Raw genomic sequence first — 20,136 nt, 5'->3', positions numbered from 1 at the left:
CCATAAAAAACCACCAAAATGAAAATTAATAAATTACTGTTTAAAGTGCTTTTTTTTAGTGCTTTAACCGCAAACATATTTGCACAGACCAAAGAAAATAAAATTAAAGAACCAATAGGAGAAAATAATATGGCCTACAAATGGTCAGAAATTGCTGTCCTTGCCACCGGAAACGATACCGAAAGATTTAAGCCAAGACCCACAGTGACTTCCCGTTTCTTGGGATTAACATTTGTTGCTGTTTTCGATGCCTGGAGCCGTTATGATCAAAAGGCAATTCCTGTATACTTAAAGGGTATAGAAAGAAGACCTAATAAAGAACAGACACTTAAAAATAAAGAGATTGCTATCAGTTATGCTGCCTATAATGCATTATGCGAATATTATTTTTCAGACAAAGATATTTTTGTCGCTTTTATGGTCAAATTGGGATTAGATCCAAATGATAAATCATTAGATCCCAATACACCGGTGGGAATAGGAAATTTAGCCGCAAAGGCTGTAATTGAAGCGAGAAAACATGACGGATCAAATCAATATGGTGAAGAAAATGGTTCAAATGGAACGCCGTATTTTAACTATGTAAATTATAAGCCAGTCAATTCTCCAGATGAAATGACTGATGTAAGTCATTGGCAGCCAAAATATTTTTCAGATGGAAAAGGCGGTAAGTTTGCGCCAGCTTGTGCAACTCCATTTTGGAACAAAGTAAAGCCCGTTGGATTACAATCAGGTGATCAATTTCGTTGCATACCACCACCTGCATTGGATTCAGAACAACTTAAAAAAGAAGTAAAAGAAGTAATAGATTTCCAATATAATCTTACCAACGAACAAAAAGCATTAGTAGAATTTATGCGTGATGGTCCAAAATCAGTACAGCAAGCCGGACATTGGCTGAAATTTGCTCAGGATGTTTCCAGACGTGACAATCACACTTTAGATCAGGATGTAAAAATGTTTTTCTATAATCAGGTGACAGCTATGGATTGTTTTATTGCATGTTGGGATACAAAAATGTTTTACGATTTTGCCCGTCCTTATGCTTTAGTTCATCATTTTTATAAAGATCAGAATATAAAAGCCTGGGGCGGTCCTGGTTTTGGGAATATAGAAATGAAAGGACAAGATTGGAGACCTTACTCGCCAGATATTTTTTTATGTCCTGCTTTTCCAGGTTATGTTTCGGGACATAGTACCATTAGCGGCGGTTGTGGTGAAGCATTAAAATTATGGACAGGAAGTGATACTTTTGGAGAATCTGCAACCTGCAGTACTCCAGGTTCAATGACAGAACCAAACAATATTGGAGAACCTGTTGTTCTAAAATTCCCAACCTTTACAGAAACAGCTAATATGGCGGGGATTTCCAGAGTAATGGGAGGCTATCATATTCAGGCAGATAATGTTGAAGGACTTAAACTTGGCAGAAATGTGGCTCATGAAGTTTGGAAGTTTTATAATATTCATGTTGGAAATAGTACAATCAATTACTAATGGAGCCTTTTTTTATAAGTTCACTCATAAAGACTAGTCTGATCTAAAATATTTTAATCATGAAAATTAAACAAGTATTATTACTATTTATAGTGTTTATTTTAACACAGTCTTGCGATTATTTTTCTAATCCCAATGACAAGATGGTTAAGATTTTGGAGGCTAGAAAAAAAATGTATAATGTGAAAGCAAATGCATTTGCTGAAAAAGCAGAAATCGATTATTATGACTCAATAATAAAAAGCTCCCAAGAGGGTTTCTTCAAATTATATAACGAATTAAATAAAGGCAATGCATTATTGAAATTTGGAAGAGAAGCTGAAGCTGTGTCATTACTGCAGAGTGTTATTGATAGAAAGAAAGCGATCGATGGGAAAGACAGCCCTCAATCACTGAAATTTTTGGCAATTGCTTATATGAGACTGGGAGAAAGACAAAATTGTGTTAATTACCACAACCCGGAGTCATGCATTATTCCTATTCAAAAAAAAGGAATTCATACTATACGGGAAGGTTCTCAGAAAGCAATTGAAATCTATGAGAAATTAATGACTATTAATCCAGATGATTATGAATCCAGATGGCTTCTCAATATTGCATATATGACTATAGGAGGTTATCCTTTAAACGTTCCTAAACAATGGCTGATACCCAATTTAAACAAAGATAATTCGGGATACAGTATAAAACCGTTTTTGGATGTTGCTTCTAATGTAGGAATAAAAAGCAGAAATATGTCGGGAGGTGTTATTGTTGATGATTTCAATAATGATAATTACTTAGACATTGTAACTTCTGATTGGAGTTTGGATGGGGTTATGCACTTTTATCTAAACGATAAAAAAGGAAAATTTGCAGATTATTCTAAAAAATCAGAAATAGGCCGTTTTAAGGGAGGATTAAATATGACACAAGCTGATTATGACAATGATGGCGATACTGATATTTTTGTTATGAGAGGGGCATGGATGGGTAAATTTGGCAGACAGCCCAACTCGTTGTTACGCAACAATGGCGATGGTACTTTTACTGATGTAACTATTAAAAGCGGATTGTATTCTGAATTCCCTACTCAAGCAGGCACTTGGAATGATTTCAATAATGATGGCTATTTAGATTTATTTATTGGAAACGAGTCAACAGAAGAACCTTACCCTTGTGAATTATATTTGAATAATCAGGACGGAACATTTACTAATGTGGCTTCAGCTGCAAAATGTGATGTGGTCGATTTTATAAAAGGAGTAACATCAGCTGATTATGATAATGATGGCGATATTGATTTATTTCTTTCCGGAATGAACAAAAGAAAAACATTATTAAAAAACACAGGTGTTAAAGATGGTATTCCACAATTTGTAAATGCTACAGATGAAGCAGGTTTGGCAGGAATTAATGTAATGACTTTTCCAACATGGTTTTGGGATTATGATAATGACGGCTGGCAGGATATTTTTGTTTGTGGTTACCAATTTACGGGTTCTGTTGCTGGTGAAACTGCAATGGAAGCATTAGGTATACCAAATAACAGTGGTAAAATGTATTTGTACCATAACAATCATGATGGTACTTTTTCAGATGTTTCTAAAGTGTCTGGACTAAGTAAAAAAGTATTTGCAATGGGTGCAAATTTTGGAGACATTGATAATGATGGGTTTCTGGATATGTATCTCGGAACAGGAAATCCAGATTATAAATCACTGACACCTAATAAATTATTCAGGAATATGGGAACTGGAACATTTGCGGATGTTACTGTTTCTGGCAGGGTTGGAAACTTGCAAAAAGGTCATGGTGTAGCTTTGAATGACCTTGATAATGATGGAGATACTGATATTTTTATAGAAGTAGGAGGCGCCTTTATAGGAGATGCTTTCAATAATTCGTTATATCTTAATCCCGGTCAAAACAACAATCGTTGGATAAAAATGCAATTAGAAGGTACAGAAAGCAATCGATCAGCGATTGGAACAAAAGTAAAAGTAAGTTTCAAAGAAAATGGCGTTTCCAGATCGGTATATCGAACCTTAAATTCAGGCGGAAGTTTTGGGGCATCGGCTTTAAGAATGGAAATTGGAGTGGGACAAGCCACAATCATTGACCAAATTGAAATTACATGGCCAAAAAGTCAGAAGAAAAAAGTCTTTAAGAATGTGCAGCCTAATCAGTTTATCAAAATCATTGAGGGTGAAAACAACTTTTCAAAAGTAAACATCAAAAAAATAGTTTTTCCAACTGCTGGAGCGAAATCCTCAATTTGTATTTGATACAGCAAATTAGAGTTTTAGACATTTATAAAACGAATGATAAATTTTATTATTATAAAAATGAAAAATAGAAAAATAAAAGTAGTTTTTTTTAGCCTCCTAAGCTTATTATTGCTTGTTAGCTGTTCTACTGAAAATTCAGATGAGAAAATATTTTCAACTTTAGACCGTGCTGATACAGGTATTGATTTTAGCAATAATTTGACCGAAAATGATTCCTTGAATTACTTCACCTATAACTATATTTATTTAGGGGGAGGAGTTGCAACAGGGGATATTAATAATGATGGTCTTGTTGATGTTTTTCTTACGGGGAATCAGGTTTCAAACAAATTATATTTAAACAAAGGAAATCTAAAATTTGAAGATATTACTAAAAAGGCTGGTGTAGGAGGTGATACCCGCTGGTACACAGGAGTTACTATGGCGGATGTAAATGCGGATGGCTTTTTGGATATTTATTGTAGTGTGGGAGGGAAATTTGGACCAAAAAACAATGAATTGTATATCAATAATGGAAATGGAACTTTTACTGAAAGAGCAAAAGAATATGGTATTGATGATATAGGAAACAGTGTTCAGGGGACGTTTTTTGACTATGATAAAGATGGCGATTTAGATTTATTTGTGGCCAATTACCCGCCTACAAAATTTAGTTCGTCAACAGGTGACTACGTACAAATGATGGCTCATGTCAAAGACAATGAATCAGGACATCTATATCGAAATGATGGTAATCATTTTGCCAATGTTACAGAAGAAGCAGGCGTAAAAGCCTATGGATTATCATTAAGTGCAACAATTGGGGATTTAAATAATGACAGCTGGCCTGATATTTACGTTTCGAATGATTTCAATTCACCTGATTTCATGTATATTAACAATCAGGATGGTACTTTTAAGGAAGTGGTAAAACAGGCGACATCCCATAACTCTTTTTATGGTATGGGTGTAGATATTTCCGATTTTAACAACGATGGAAATTTAGATATTTTTCAGGTTGATATGGATGCGAAGGATAATCGTCGTAAAAAAGCGAATATGTCCAGTATGAATCCGCAGCTGTTTTGGGATGTTGTTGATGCTGGTTTTAATTACCAGTACATGCACAACTGTATGCAGTTGAATACAGGAGTTAATGAAAACGGTATTCCACATTTTGGCAACATATCCCGTATTACAGGAACTTCATCTACAGATTGGAGCTGGGGACCTTTATTCGCAGATTTTGATAATGATGGAAATAAAGATTTGTATGTGACTAACGGAACCCGAAAAGAAATTAATAATAATGATTACTTTAATAGTTTAGAGGCTCAAAAGTCAGAACGAAAAGATTTACTTAAAAAATCTAATGAAATTCCTTCAGAGAAGATAGATAATTTTATGTTTCAAAATAAAGGAAATTTAAAATTTGAAGAGGTTAATAAAAAATGGGGAATTGAATATAAAGGTTTTTCAAATGGTGTGGCTTATGCCGATTTAGATAATGATGGTGATTTAGATCTAGTTGTAAATAATATCGATGATTATGCATCTGTTTTTGAAAATTCAAGTTCCAAAATCAACAATTATATCAAAGTAAATTTCAAAGGAGATACAAAAAACATTTTTGGTTTAGGGAATCGTGTTTATGTAAAAACAAAAAAAGATACTCAAATGCAGGAGCTAACTTTAACACGAGGATTTCAATCATCTGTAGCTCCTGAATTACATTTTGGTTTGGCTAAAAATAAAACTATTGATGAAGTAAAAGTGGTTTGGGGCAATGGAAAAGTTCAAAGATTATTAAATGTAAAAGCAAATCAAACATTAACATTTAAAGAGCAAGATGCAAAAGTTGAAGATGATAAAATTGCCGTTTCAAAAACATTGTTTACTACAGTAGAATCTGTTTTTCCAATTTTTAAGCATGAAGAAAACAAATATGACGATTTTAAAGATCAAGTATTGATGCCTCATAAAATGTCTTCTTTTGGACCAAGTCTTGCTGTTGGAGATGTAAATAAAGATGGATTAGAGGATTATTTCATTGGAGGTTCATCAACATTTTCAGGAAAATTATTTGTGCAGACTGCAAATGGATTTGTTGAGAAAAAATGTCCAGCTTTTGAAGCTGATATAAAAAGTGAAGATTCTGGAGCTGTATTTTTTGATGCTGATAATGACGGTGACAACGATTTATATGTAGTAAGCGGCGGTTATGAATTTTTATTAAATGATCCTGCATTGCAAGATAGATTGTATGTAAATGATGGTAAAGGTAATTTTACTAAAGCTCCCAAAGGTGTTCTTCCTGTATTTCTTACCAGTGGTTCAAAAGTATATGCAGTTGATTATGATAAAGATGGAAAACAAGATCTTCTGGTTCTAGGAAGACAAGTGCCGGGACAATATCCTTCTCCTGCCAATACGTATCTATTGCATAATGTAAGTACTTCTGGAAAAGCTCAATTCGAAGTTTCAAAAAACACTCCTAAAGCATTTAAAAATCTCGGAATGGCTACAAGTGCAGTTATTACAGATTATAATAATGATACTTTTCCTGATATTATTATTGTTGGAGAATGGATGCCAATTCGAGTTTTCCAAAATGTAAAAAATGGGTTCAATGAAGTGTCCAAAAATTTAGGATTGACAACGGATACCACGGGCTGGTGGTGGAGTATTGAGCAGGGTGATTTTGATAAGGATGGCGATATGGATTACATAGTTGGTAACAATGGTCTTAACTATAAATACAAAGCCACCCCTGATGAAACTTTCGATATTTTTGTTAAAGATTTTGACAATGATAAACATAATGATATTGTATTAAGCTATTATAATGACGGCAAACAATATCCTGTGCGTGGCCGTGGATGTTCTTCACAGCAAATTCCTGGTATAAAGAAAAAATTCAAAAATTATGAAAGCTTTTCACAGGCAACATTAGTCGATGTTTATACCGAAAAATCACTTAAAGAAGCTTTGCATTATAAAGTGAAATCATTTGCCAGTATATATTTAGAAAACAAAAACGGAAAATTTATTATTCATGAACTTCCAGTTGATGCCCAGCTTAGCTGTATCAACCAAATTATGGTTGATGATTATGATAAAGATGGAAACCTAGATGCTTTGATTACTGGTAATATGTTTAATTCTGAGGTGGAAACACCTAGGAATGATGCTGGGCATGGTTTATTTTTGAAAGGAAATGGTAAAGGTAAATTCACACCAATTTCGCCTGTAAAAAGCGGATTCTTTACTCCTGGTGATGTGAAAAATATGGATTTAATTAGGGTTAAGGGAAAATCCTATCTCTTGGTGACTAAAAACAATTCGAATTTGCAGAGCATCAAAATCAATTAAAACTTTTTAATTGTAAAAAACTTTCTCAGAGGGAAACACCTATTTTTTAATTAAAATAATAGAATAGGTGTGTTCCATCAAAACTTACTTTAGTATTCAAAAAAACCTTGTTTTAGACTAAATTATAGGCTAAAACAGGAGTTAACAATATAAAAAATGAAAAAAACATTTATCTTGATTTTGTTTGTGAAAACCACAAACAGAATCAGTTTATCTATAGTGTTGTTTCTCCTTATTTCCTTGGCAGTTTCTGCTCAAGAAATTAAGATTGAAGGGATGGTTATAGACTCAAAAAAGGTAGCCTTAGGTGCTGCAACAATTCAAATATCAGAAAAAAATAGCGGAACTATAACAAACGAAGAGGGAAAGTTTACATTGCAAACAACCGCTCAGTTTCCATTGACATTAACAGTTTCGCTGATGGGATATAACCCTCAAAGTATAGTTTTAAATAAGAATGAATTTACTACCGTACAATTACAAGAAATTACAAATGAATTGGGAGAAATATTAGTTTCTAGTGGTTATTTAACTCAAAAGAAGTCTGAGTTTTCAGGTTCTGTGTCAACAGTTTCTGTAAGACAGCTGCAAAATAGGCCAACCACCAGTTTTGATCAATTACTGGGAGGACAAGGTACAGGAATTGATGTTATTCAATCTTCGGCAGTTCTCAACAACACGCCTGTGATACGCGTTAGAGGTTTAAATACCATTACATCAGGTCTTTTTCCATTAATAGTTGTTGATGGAGTAGCTGTTTTTACGGGTTCTTTGGGCGGATTCGTTGGTAATAACCCATTATCTTCAATTAATCCAAATGATATTCAGTCGATTGATGTTTTGAAAGATGCATCGGCTGCCGCAATTTATGGTTCAAGAGCGGCTAACGGTGTTATGGTGATAACCACTAAAAAGGGTAAAAAAGGGGTGACTAAATTTAATTACAACAGTTGGTACAGCAGAAGCACTCCTTATAATTTACCCGAATTATTGAATGCCGAGGATTATACCGCTATAAAGAATGAAGCTTTGGTCAATGCTGGGAAAGCGCCCGGTTTTTTTCTGTCTAAAAATCCAGACGGAAGCACGGTAGACACCAGTTGGTATGATGTGGCTTACGATCCTGGTTTTTCAAGCAATCATAATATCAATATTTCGGGAGCAAACGAATCAACGCAATATTATTTCTCAGCAGATTACAGCAATCAAAATAGTTTTATAAAAAACAATACGTTTCAAAACTATATGACGCGATTAAACATTGGCCATGAGGTCAATGATTATATCCGGGTTGGGGTCAATTTTTCCTATAGCAATGCCAAAAATGTTGGTCCAAATACAGGGGCTGTTGCTGGAAACACGTTGTCATCATCGACTTATAATACCGAGTATATTACTAATGAGCCTTTGGGAAGAATGACTTATGTTTTACCTCCCAATGTACCAGTCTATAATCCAGACGGATCTTACAGTATTCAAAACGGAATCAGTGTTGGTTACGGTGCCAATATTCCATCCATTATTGGAACAATCAATGCTTATAATCTGGCAATGGTTCAGTCACTTGATTTGACTACTTCAGTGAGTAGATCCATTTTAGGAAATATCTACGGGGAGTTTGATATTTGGAAAAATATGACTTTTAGAACCAGTTTTGGATTAAACAATTTAGGAGTTGAGAACAAATTATTTCTTAATCCAATACACGGTGGCGGGTATTCCTATAATGGCGTGGCAACCAACATCAACACCAATTTATTAAGAACCGATTGGGTAAATACCCTTACTTATAAGGCTTCCCTAAAAGAGAATCACAATTTCGCAGCACTTTTGGGTTATGAACGAATCAAAACTACTATGGACAGTTGGGGAGCATCTCAAAGCAATGTCACTGATCCTTATTATACAAATTATCAAGGAAGTTATACTAATATCTCTCCAATAGGGAATGTACTTACTGAGAATGCTTTACTGTCTTATTTTACAAACCTTAATTATAATTATAAAAACAAATATTTCTTGAGTTTGAACTATAGAATTGATGGATTATCAGCCTTGTCTGAAGGGAATAAGTACGGAAATTTTGGAGGAGGTGCTTTAAGTTGGAATGTTTTTGAAGAGTCTTTTTATAAAGATTCTGGAATCAATAACTATATTGATAATTTAAAAATCAGAACGAGTTATGGTATTGTAGGGAACAGTGAAATAGGAAATTATCCGTCTATAGGAACTTATGATTCTTCTACATATGCGGGATCGCCTACTTTGGGATATTCACAAACGGCCAATCCTAATTTGAAATGGGAAACCAGTTCAAAATTCGATTTAGGGCTTAATTTTACGCTTCTTAACAATCGTATTTCGGTCGAAATGGATTATTATAAAAACACCATAAAAGATTTAATTCTAAAGGCACCACAAGCACTTTCGGCTGGTATTCCAAACAATTACATCAATGAAAATGTTGGAGGGATGTACAATACGGGTTTCGAGTTGGGCGTTAGTGCACTTGTTGTCAGTTCAAAAGATTTTAATTGGAACGTGAATCTTAATCTTTCGACACTTAAAAACGAGGTAACCTCTTTGGTGAACGATGTTTTTGTTCCCAGCATTTTTGGAGTTCAAAATATGACAAGAGTAGGGTATTCTGTGGGGTCTATTTTTGCTGTTCCTTGCAATGGTGTTAATCCTGCAAATGGTCAAATGATTTTTGTAAATAGCGAAGGAAGAGAAGTGCAATACAACCATATTGGTTCTCCAAAATGGACCTATCTTGATGGAACGGCTGCCCCAGCTATTGACAATTATAAAGATGGAAAAATGCAAGGATCGTCTTTGCCGAAAGTTTTTGGCGGACTGAATAATACATTCAGTTATAAGAATTTTGTTTTGGGGGTTAATCTAACTTTTGCGCAAGGAAATCAACTGTACAATGGAACTAGAGCCACAATTTCGGATCAGCGTTATTTTAACAACGGAACATTTATAAAAAACAGATGGACAACTCCAGGTCAAGTTACGGATATTCAAAAGTTATATTATGGTGACAATGTTTCGGCAGGATTTTCGTTTTCAAGTACTTCAAAAGTTGAAGATGGTTCTTATCTGAAATTCAAAAATGTTTCTTTGGGGTATAATGTTCCTATTAAGGAAACTTTTTTGAAAAACAGTTTTAGCTCTATTTATATCTATCTGCAGGGAAATAATTTATATACATTAACAAAATATAGAGGTTCAGATCCAGAGGTTTCTATAAATGGGAATTCCATCAATTCTGGGAAAGATCAAAATGTTCCGCCCAATGCACAGGTTTACACAGTTGGTTTAAATGTTGGGTTTTAATTTAAAAATATACAAAATGAAAAAATATATTCTAATCAGTTTGTTCTTTCTTGTAGCGATGACGTCTTGCAATGATGATTTGTTGGATACTATTCCCGAGACAAGTATCCCCGAAGAAATAGCTTATAATACTCCAGGTAAAATTTTGGCGCAAACCAATAATTTATACAAGCAGTTGCAAAATCAAAATTATTATGGAGGAAGGTTCATCATTTTTAATGAGCAAAGAGCCGATCAATTTGGGCAAAATGACGGTAATGCCGCAACAGGATCAGCAGTGTGGAATCAAAATGTGGCTTCGACCAATGATTTTGTAAACAATGTCTGGTCGGTTTGTTATACTGCTATAAATGCTTCCAATATTTTGATAAGCAAGTTGAACGGAACCACGGTAGTTTCAGAAGCTTTGGCGAAAAATTACATAGCCGAAGCCAAATTCATTCGTGCATTCTGCTATTTTAGTTTGATTCAGACGTATGCCAAACCGTATAATTTGGACAAAAATGGTTTGGGTTTGCCGTTGCGATTGACGCCTATTACCACATCAGGAAATAATGATTTAGCGCGTAGTTCTATTGAAGTGATTTACACCCAAATTCTAAAAGATTTGGATGAGGCCGAAAATGATTTGCCTATAGAATACAGCACTCCTTTGTTGAATATTTCTAGAGCTAAAAAAAGCACCGCAATCGCGTTGAAAACTAGAGTTTATTTGGTACAGGCCAATTATGATAAAGTGATTTCCGAATCCCAAAAAATAGTATCTTCAACTGTTCCTTTTCAATATACAGCAGGGAATTTAACGAATAAATTGGAATCTAATTTTGCTACCATTTTTGGGGGAAGTTATACAGGAACTGAGGCTATTTTTACCATTCCTTTTGCTAATACCACTACCGAAACTCCAGCTTCGCAATACGCACTGGCATTTAATTATTTGGCACAGCCCATTATTTTCTTGACAGCCGCTGGTATTTCGAGTGATCCAGTATTAAATTCAAGTAACGATGCGCGTTCTGGTCTGATTGGTACTAATGCGGCAAATCAAAAAGTGTTGAAAAAATTCAGTATTACAACAGCTCCGTTTCGGGATTTTGTACCCGTAATTCGATATGCCGAAGTTTTGTTGAATTATGCTGAAGCTGCCGCCAATAGGGATGATTTGTCGATGGCAAAAGCTTTATTGACAGCTGTTAGAAATCGATCCAATCCAAGTTATGTGTTTTCAGATGCAGAGGTTGGAACCAAAGATGCATTATTGAATACGATTTGGAAAGAAAGAGATATTGAACTTTTGGGTGAAGGATTCAGGCTGATGGATTTGCAGAGAAGACTTCAGACTTTGCCGGCCAAAAAAGGTTCTATTGGAACAGCTCCTTTAGTTTTGGTGTCAAGCAGTAATTACATTTGGCCAATTCCAAGTGGCGAAATTTCTACCAATAAATTGATGGTTCCTAATCCTTAAAGGTTATTTTTTGCCCAAAATTTTTTAACCATATAAGAAATATAAGAACATATAAGTCAATGCTGTTTATTACAACTTAAATGAACTTATATTTCTTATATGGTTAACATTTTTTAAAATTATAAGGTTATCCTAACTGGTTTTTTTAACCTGTTAGGTGTAATTTATAGATTCTGAAAACAACAAAATCTAATGTTTCATTTTTTCTATAACTGCAGAGACTTCCGTTTCGGGCATTTTGCAGGCGCCTTCCACACACACATAAATATAAGTTTCATTTGGCATATATCTGCTTTCCATTAAGGGAATAGCACTTTCTTTAACTGATCCCGCAACTAATGTGTTGGGTAAATAATAAGCTTCCAATTCTCTTGCTTTTTGCAGTGCATTTTTACCAGAAATGGCAATTTCATAATATTCCCCTGTGTAATTTAGCATTAAATCAAGCCAATTGTGATAGGCGATAGGCGATTCTATGCAATCTGCTTGTACATTATTCAGCATTTGTTTGGCAATTTTAGAATAAGCAGCATTTGAATAATAATGTCCCAATTGAAACAAATTATGAGCAAGAATCGAATTGGAGCTCGGAATCGCATTGTCCTGAATTTCCATTTTTCGGGCTATTAAATTAGTAGAAGTTTTAGACGTAAAATAAAACATACTGTTCTGTTTGTCCAGAAAATGAGTTACCGTATAATCCATAAGCTTTTTGGCTGTTGCGAGCCATTTTTCGTCTAATGTTACTTGATAAAGCGAAATAAAAGCATCGATAACGCTGGCATAATCTTCAGAGAAACCAGCTACGCTGCTTTTTCCATTTTTGAAACTATGATTAAGGCTTCCATCTTTTTGCAATTGATTTGAAAGTATAAAATTGGCATTCTTTAAAGCAATATTTAAGTAATGTTGGGTTTTAAAAGAGCGATAAGCCTGAATATATCCTTTTGTCATCATAGCATTCCAAGAAGTTAGGGTTTTGTCATCCAAATGGGGACGCGCTCTTTTGTTTCTGGCATTCAATAACAGTTGTTTCCAAGTTTTTGTTTTGGAATTTAATACACCAATCGTAAGATTGTTTTTCTGCGCAAATGCTGCATCAGACTGGGTTTTGAATAATACATATTTGTCATTCTCCCACAACCCAACTGAATTGATATTGTAGTATTTTTTGAATAAAGGAAAATCATCTTTCAAAATAGTTTGCAATTCGGTTATTTTCCAGGAATAAAATTCTCCTTCCTCTAATTTGCCTGAAGTGTTTTTGCTGTCAGCATCCAATGAAGAATAAAATTGTCCTTCGGAACCCATTAATTCACGCTCAACAAAGCTCAATGTTTCAATTACTGTTTTTTTGTATAAATCATTTTTCGAAACCAAATAAGCATCAGAATATAAACTTACTAATTGAGCATTGTCATACAGCATTTTTTCAAAATGAGGAATATGCCACTTGGAATCCGTAGTGTATCTGGAAAATCCACCGCCTATAGGATCATAAATACCGCCATTCGCCATTTTTGTCAATGTCGTTTCTACATATTTTTGAACCGATTTATCTTTATTTTGAACGGCATAACGCAATAAAAAATGGAGTGCTTTTGGCATTGGAAATTTTTGATCATCCACTAAACCTCCATTTTGAAAATCCATGTTTTTTTTCCATGCGGTCACGGCCTTCAAAATATCAGTATTTTTAAAATCTGCTGTATTGGTATTGAGATGAATTAATTCTGATTTTTGAATTCCCAAAATAAGTTTATCGGCATATTCTTCAACTTTTTTAGGGTCATTTTTATACAATGCGGCCATTTCTATCAAAACTTTAGTCCATTCTTCTTTCGAAAAATAAGTACCTCCAAATATGGGTCTGCCATCAGGAAGCGCAATACAATTCAAGGGCCATCCGCCTTTACCAGTCATTAGCTGAACGGCATTCATATAGATTTGATCAATATCTGGACGTTCTTCCCGATCTACTTTTATACTGATAAAATTGTCATTCATCAATTTGGCAACGCTATCATTTTCAAAGCTTTCCTCTTCCATTACATGACACCAATGGCAAGCAGAGTAGCCTACCGAAATGATAATGAGTTTGTTTTCTTCTTTTGCTTTATCTAATGATTCTTGATTCCAGGCTTTCCAGTCAACAGGATTATGGGCATGTTGCAAAAGATAGGGGCTTGACTCGTTTATCAAATCATTGGTGTGCTTAAAATGTTCTTCTTTGTTTGTTGCTTTTTGATTGCAGCTGATGAAAAGTACAGTTAGTAAAAATGCAGTAAATAGGTTGCGCATAGTATTTATGGGGAATTAATTTTTTAGTATAAAAGGGTTAAATAAGGAGCAAATAATTTCAATTAGATTTTCCTTTTAGAATTATAAAATATAAAACAAGGAAGACTTAAAATAACGAGTTGATTTGATCTGTATTGTTTATTCAGCTAATTTAATAATTAAAATGAAATAGTTTTTTTTAAAGCACATTATGCAACATTAGAAACGAGATTTGCTTCAAAAGTGCTTTTTGACTTTTTATGCGATAGTACTATTCTGTACAAATAGATCAATTATACAAAAAGTTTTGAACTAACAATATATTTTGAGTCAAACTTTTACTGAATGGTGGTAGTGTTTTCATGTCTTCTTTCAAAGAATAAATGAGTTTAAAAAATCTAATGGCTGCCTTCAAATTTTGTGAACAACTGGAATAATTTTCTATAGAATACATTGAATAAAAATGGAATATAATTTGTTTTTCTCTACGGAAAGTCAATTTTAGAAAGGGTACTTATTACTTTTTTTTCGCGGAGCATTTTATTAGAATTAGAAATTCTTTAGAGTTGTATTGATTGAATGCAAAAAAAATACAGTGGTCAAACCGCGACCAAAACTCTTTTCTGTAAACATTAAGATTATAAGCTTCTAAGAACAAGTAAAACGCCTCATTTGTTTTATTCAAGGCTTCAAATGTGTTATTCATTCATTTGCCATTAAGTTACTTTTGGCAAGATGATAAATGTGATTTATTTAAAAAATGAATTAAAAAAGTACATTATCAATTAAAATAGAATAAAAAAAATAGAAAGTCTCGATTAAATCAAAAAGTTAAAGGCTCTTGATTTGTTAAATAGGTTGTTCCTTTTTTTAGTTTAAAGAAAGGACACATTAAATCAATTTGACAAGATCTAGAAAGTGGAAATTAAAATATTTTAGGATTGAAATAAATTTAAAAAATGAAAATAGAAAAGTGTAAAACGGCTTCAATTATCCTAGCAGGTTTTCTAGTAATTAGCTGTAATGTTAAAAAAGATTCTTTAGACAATGGATCAAGTTTGAAAAATGCTTACGAAAAGGATTTTTATATAGGAACCGCTCTTGATATTAATCAAATCAATGAAAATGATTCTGAAGTAAATAATTTAATAGCAACTCAATTTAATGCTGTCACTGCAGAAAACATAATGAAGTGCGAGGTTATTCATCCGAAATGGGATACTTATGAGTTTGATTTGACCGATAAGTTTGTTGCTTACGGCAAAAAAAACAAGATGTTTATAGTAGGGCATACACTTTTATGGCACAGCCAACTGGCACCATTTGTAAGGAAAATTAAAAGTAAAGATTCTTTGCAGCTTTTTATGACCAACCATATTAATACAATCGCAGGAAGATACAAAGGAAAAATTGATGGTTGGGATGTTGTCAATGAAGCTTTAAACGAAGACGGTACCTATAGAAAATCTATTTTTTTGGACTTGCTTGGAGAAGATTTTTTGATTACTGCTTTCAAATTGGCCGAAAAAGCAGCACCTGATACAGAGTTGTATTACAATGATTTCAACATCGAACAACCTAAGAAAAGAGCAGGAGCAATTACATTGTTAACCAAAATAAAAAACAGCGGTGCTCGAATTGATGGAGTAGGAATACAAGGGCATTGGAGTCTTGATGGTCCTCCAGTTAAGGAAATAGAAGAAAGCATTATAGCTTTTTCCAAATTGGGATTAAAAGTTATGATTACGGAACTGGATGTTTCGGTATTGCCTAATCCAAACAAAATGGTTGGAGCAAATGTGGAGCAAAATTTTGCCGAAGACCCCAAGATGAACCCATATACTAAAGGTCTTCCGGATAGTGTTCAAGTGAAATTAGCGCAACGATATGAAGATTTATTTAAAATTTTTATAAAACACAAGGACAAAATAAGCCGTATTACTTTTTGGGGAGTTAATGATGGACAAAGCTGGTTGAACAATTGGCCGATTAGGAATAGAACCAATCACCCTTTGCTTTTTGATAGAAACAATAAACCCAAACTGGTTTATGAAAAAGTTTTAGGCCTTAAGAAATAGTTGGCAGTGCACAGATTTTTAGTGTTCAGTTTTAAATGTTTAGTATAGATAGCGCTAGTTTGAATGTCCAAAATAGGAATGCTACTATTCAAATACCATTTTTTTTAATTTTTTTAATATATCATTTTATGAATAATTCGTCTCAAAAGCTTTCTGTATTAGAGAAAGTTGGTTACAGTTTAGGAGACTTTGCTGCCAATTTAATTTTTCAGACATTAATGACCTTTTTGGCATTTTTCTATACGGATGTCTATAAAATACCAGCTGGTACAGCTAGTGCAATAATTTTCTTCGGAGGATTTATTGGAGCTTTTTTTAATATAATAATGGGGGCAATTGCAGATAGAACCAGTACCAAGTGGGGGAAATTCAGACCTTGGATTCTATGGACATCGCTTCCGTTTGGGATAATAGCCATTTTGGCTTTTTCTACCCCGGATTTTGGAGCGAATGGGAAAGTAATTTATGCCTTAGTGACTTATTTTCTGTTAATCTTAGTTTATTCGGCAAACAATCTTCCTTATTCTGCTTTGAGTGGAGTCTTGACAGGAGATATGGCACAAAGAAACAGTTTGTCTTCTTATCGTTTTGTGGCGGTAATGTTTGCTCAGTTTATCATTCAATCGCTTTTGTTGCCATTAGTGTTAATATTAGGACATGGCGATAAGGCAGTTGGTTTCGAGAATACCATGATGATTTTTGCCATTGCAGGAGTTGTTTGCTTTTTAATCACATTCTTAACGACCAAAGAAAGAATTATACCTGCCAAAGAACAGGAATCTTCTGTTAAACAAGATTTAATTGACTTGTCTAAAAACAAACCATGGGTAATTATGCTTTCTGTTACTATTTTAGTATTTATTACTTTATCACTAAAAGGGGGGATGTATATTTATTATTTCAAGTATTACTTGGATCCAATTGCCCAAGCTAATTTTCTGGAAAACATAGGCTTTAATAATTTCATTACAGGACTTAATAATACGTTAACCGGAATGGGACTTACCGAATTTCAATGGCCAAAAGATGCACCTACTTCCGCATTTAGTTTATTCAATGCAGGTGGAATCCTTTTTATGATTTTTGGAATTATGTTTTCTAAACCATTGGCTGATAAATTTGGAAAAAGAAACATCTTTATCGCCTTTATCTTTTTATCAGCATTGAGTTTGTTAATGTTTAATTTTTATTCAGCTACTTCAATCGAAATTGTATTTGCAACGCAAATTGCTCACGGATTTCTATATGGGGTTACCATTCCTTTATTATGGGCTATGATTGCCGATGTAGCCGATTATAGTGAGTGGAAAAACAATCGTAGAGCGACTGCTATTATTTTTTCGGCTATGATATTTGGACTTAAAGTGGGATTGAGTATTGGAGGCGCTTTAGGAGCTGCATTGCTCTCTAGATATGGATATGTAGCCGAAGCTCTTGTTCAAAAACAGACAGCCATCGATGGAATCAAGCTATCGGTGAGTATTTATCCAGGACTTATTTTTATTGTTAGTGGAGCTATTTTATGTTTTTACCTGATTGATAAAAAAATGGAAGGACAAATAGAAAGTGATTTAAAAGAAAGAAGAAAAAAAACAAATAATTAATACCTATTACAATGCCAGAAGATAATATCAGTCATATCAATTTTGACGAATTAAACAAAAAAGCCATTTCACAGCCCTTGATAAAACACATGTACACAGCAGATCCTTCTGCACATGTTTTTGATGGCAAAATATACATTTATCCTTCCCATGATATCGAAGCGGGTATCCCTTTTAACGATTTGGGAGATCATTTTGGAATGGAAGATTATCATGTAATTTCTATGGATAATCCAAATAGTGAGGCTGTTGACAATGGATTGGCATTACATGTAAAAGATGTGCCTTGGGCCGAAAGACAAATGTGGGCACCAGATGCCGCGACCAAAGGCGGAAAATATTATTTGTATTTCCCCGCAAAAAAAGCCGATGGTATTTTTCAAATAGGTGTGGCTATAAGTGATTCACCTGTAGGGCCATTTATACCAGAACCTGAAGCTATTGTAGGTAGTTATTCTATTGATCCTGCTGTTTTTTGCGATGATGACGGCAGTTACTATATGTATTTTGGTGGAATTTGGGGAGGTCAATTACAAAGTTATAGAGATAACATTTATGATGTTAATAATCAGGAACCTTTGGCTAATGAAGTTGCTTTAGGTCCTAAAATGGCCAAACTTTCCAGTGATATGAAAAGTTTCGTTGAAACGGTTAAAGAAATTGAAATTTTAGATAAAAATGGGAGTTTATTATTAGCTGGAGATAATGACCGTCGTTTTTTTGAAGCTTCCTGGATGCATAAATACGACGGTAAATATTATTTTTCGTATTCTACAGGAGATACTCACTTTATTTGTTATGCTATTGGTGATAATCCTTATGGACCATTTACTTATCAAGGAAGAATTTTAAACCCAGTGGTAGGTTGGACTTCCCATCATTCTATTTGTGAATTCGAAAATAAGTGGTATTTGTTTTATCATGATTCCAGTCTTTCAGAAGGGATTACTCATTTAAGATCGATAAAACTTGCCGAAATAACATATGATGAAAATGGAAAAATCCAAACGTTAGATCCGTATAAGGATTAATTTTTGGAAGTATTGTTTTCGAGCATAAAGTGATATGCTTTCCTTGTCGCGAATTATTTTACTAATGTGAAACAAAAAATAGTTTTTTTAAGGAAAACTATTTTTTGTTTACTATATCGATTGAAATAATACTGATTGACTCTAAGTTTAAAATCAAATAATTCATAAATGGTGGTTAAAAGGTTTAATGAGCCTATAAGGAACAGCAATTTTAGATGTTTTTGAGAGCTATGAATTATATATCCACAATAGTAGTTTAGACACGAATAAATATTTTTTGATTATGAGTGGAGCTGATGATATTATATCGAATATTACGATTACAGGTGTAATCATCCGTTTTAATGATAATAAGTTGGAAGTGCTTTTACAACAAAGTAGTAATGAAGATGAAGTTGGGTTGTGTAATTGGGAATTACCTCGAAATTCTATAAAGCGAGGGGAAACAACAATGGAAACTGTGCAACGAATGTTTCATGGTAATTATAGTTTTGAAATTGGGTATTTAGATCAATTCAGAACTTTTGAGGAAACAAATTTTGTTTTAAATGAAACTGGAGTTACAATAGGACATTGTGTATTTGTTAGACAAAAAGGAACTAGATACGATGAGAATGTTTTAGGTTCTGGCAAATGGTTCAAATTAGATGAAATGCCCAATATTGTGCCAAGTCATTCCGAAATTTTATCATATAGTTTGAAGTATTTAAAAATTTTAACCAGATCGGAGCCTGTTGTTTTTGACCTTTTGCCTGAAAAATTTACATTATTAGAATTGATATGCCTCTATGAGCAAATCCTGAGAGTTGAAATTGACAAATCTAATTTTAGAAGAAAAATTTTAAGCATGGATATATTAATGGAATTGAATGAAAAACAGCAAGATGTTTCACATAGAGCGGCAAAATTTTATGCATTCGATTATATGCGATATAGGGAAAAAGCCAAAAGTGGATTCAGCTTCGATTTTTGAAAAAAAAAACTAGGCAACCAATTGTTTTAAATTCACAAAAAAACGGGAATTTACATTCAAAATTGCATAAAGGAAAACGCTATGGATATACTCTTGTTATTTAGCAGTTTTAAATTTGATTATCTACTGAAGTATATTTGAGATTTTTAAAATATATCCTCTGATAGCAAGATTTCTTGATAAACTAAAATGTCCTTACTGATTGGAGAAATTTTTTTATTTGAATTTTATGTAATTTATAAATC

General features: G+C 33.6%; 10 protein-coding genes. 9 read left to right on the top strand and 1 reads right to left on the bottom strand.

The window, feature by feature from the left end:
• Positions 1–18: 18 nt before the first annotated feature.
• The 5 genes from B0E44_RS12980 (at position 19) to B0E44_RS12960 (ending at position 11,925) form a co-directional block, all read left to right on the top strand.
• The gene (locus B0E44_RS12980; protein WP_077375844.1) at positions 19–1,497 is read left to right on the top strand and encodes a vanadium-dependent haloperoxidase; all 1,479 of its coding nucleotides are present in this window, start codon (positions 19–21) and stop codon (positions 1,495–1,497) included.
• A 59-nt stretch (positions 1,498–1,556) separates the two neighbouring features.
• Positions 1,557–3,764: an FG-GAP-like repeat-containing protein gene (locus B0E44_RS12975; protein ID WP_077375841.1), complete on the top strand. Its 2,208-nt coding sequence runs from the start codon at positions 1,557–1,559 to the stop codon at positions 3,762–3,764.
• A gap of 60 nt (positions 3,765–3,824) precedes the next feature.
• On the top strand, positions 3,825–7,118 hold the full coding sequence (locus B0E44_RS12970; protein WP_124019331.1) for a VCBS repeat-containing protein: 3,294 nt from the start codon (positions 3,825–3,827) through the stop codon (positions 7,116–7,118).
• 156 nt (positions 7,119–7,274) lie between these two features.
• On the top strand, positions 7,275–10,460 hold the full coding sequence (locus B0E44_RS12965) for a SusC/RagA family TonB-linked outer membrane protein (RefSeq protein WP_077375835.1): 3,186 nt from the start codon (positions 7,275–7,277) through the stop codon (positions 10,458–10,460).
• 16 nt (positions 10,461–10,476) lie between these two features.
• Entirely contained in the window at positions 10,477–11,925 is a 1,449-nt protein-coding gene (locus tag B0E44_RS12960; RefSeq protein ID WP_165688802.1) for a RagB/SusD family nutrient uptake outer membrane protein, read from the top strand.
• Between the two features lie 189 nt (positions 11,926–12,114).
• On the opposite strand, the gene B0E44_RS12955 is transcribed toward B0E44_RS12960, so the two are convergent.
• A complete protein-coding gene (locus tag B0E44_RS12955) occupies positions 12,115–14,226 on the bottom strand; it encodes a thioredoxin domain-containing protein (RefSeq protein ID WP_077375829.1) in 2,112 nt (703 codons plus the stop codon).
• Between the two features lie 938 nt (positions 14,227–15,164).
• Between B0E44_RS12955 and B0E44_RS12950 the strand changes: the two genes are divergently transcribed.
• The 4 genes from B0E44_RS12950 to B0E44_RS12935 all read left to right on the top strand — a co-directional run bounded on the left by B0E44_RS12950 (position 15,165) and on the right by B0E44_RS12935 (position 19,891).
• The gene (locus tag B0E44_RS12950) at positions 15,165–16,283 is read left to right on the top strand and encodes an endo-1,4-beta-xylanase (RefSeq protein ID WP_077375826.1); all 1,119 of its coding nucleotides are present in this window, start codon (positions 15,165–15,167) and stop codon (positions 16,281–16,283) included.
• 128 nt (positions 16,284–16,411) lie between these two features.
• On the top strand, positions 16,412–17,887 hold the full coding sequence (locus B0E44_RS12945; RefSeq protein ID WP_077375823.1) for an MFS transporter: 1,476 nt from the start codon (positions 16,412–16,414) through the stop codon (positions 17,885–17,887).
• An 11-nt stretch (positions 17,888–17,898) separates the two neighbouring features.
• On the top strand, positions 17,899–18,918 hold the full coding sequence (locus B0E44_RS12940) for a glycoside hydrolase family 43 protein (RefSeq protein WP_077375820.1): 1,020 nt from the start codon (positions 17,899–17,901) through the stop codon (positions 18,916–18,918).
• 283 nt (positions 18,919–19,201) lie between these two features.
• Positions 19,202–19,891 carry a hypothetical protein gene (locus tag B0E44_RS12935; RefSeq protein ID WP_077375817.1) on the top strand — a complete coding sequence of 230 codons (690 nt, stop codon included), beginning with the start codon at positions 19,202–19,204 and terminating at the stop codon, positions 19,889–19,891.
• Positions 19,892–20,136 lie beyond the last annotated feature (245 nt).

It is taken from the genome of Flavobacterium sp. A45, assembly GCF_002001005.1.
Lineage (GTDB): Bacteria > Bacteroidota > Bacteroidia > Flavobacteriales > Flavobacteriaceae > Flavobacterium.
The sequence above is the reverse complement of the archived record's forward strand: the minus strand, read 5'-3'. Positions and strand labels throughout refer to the sequence as shown.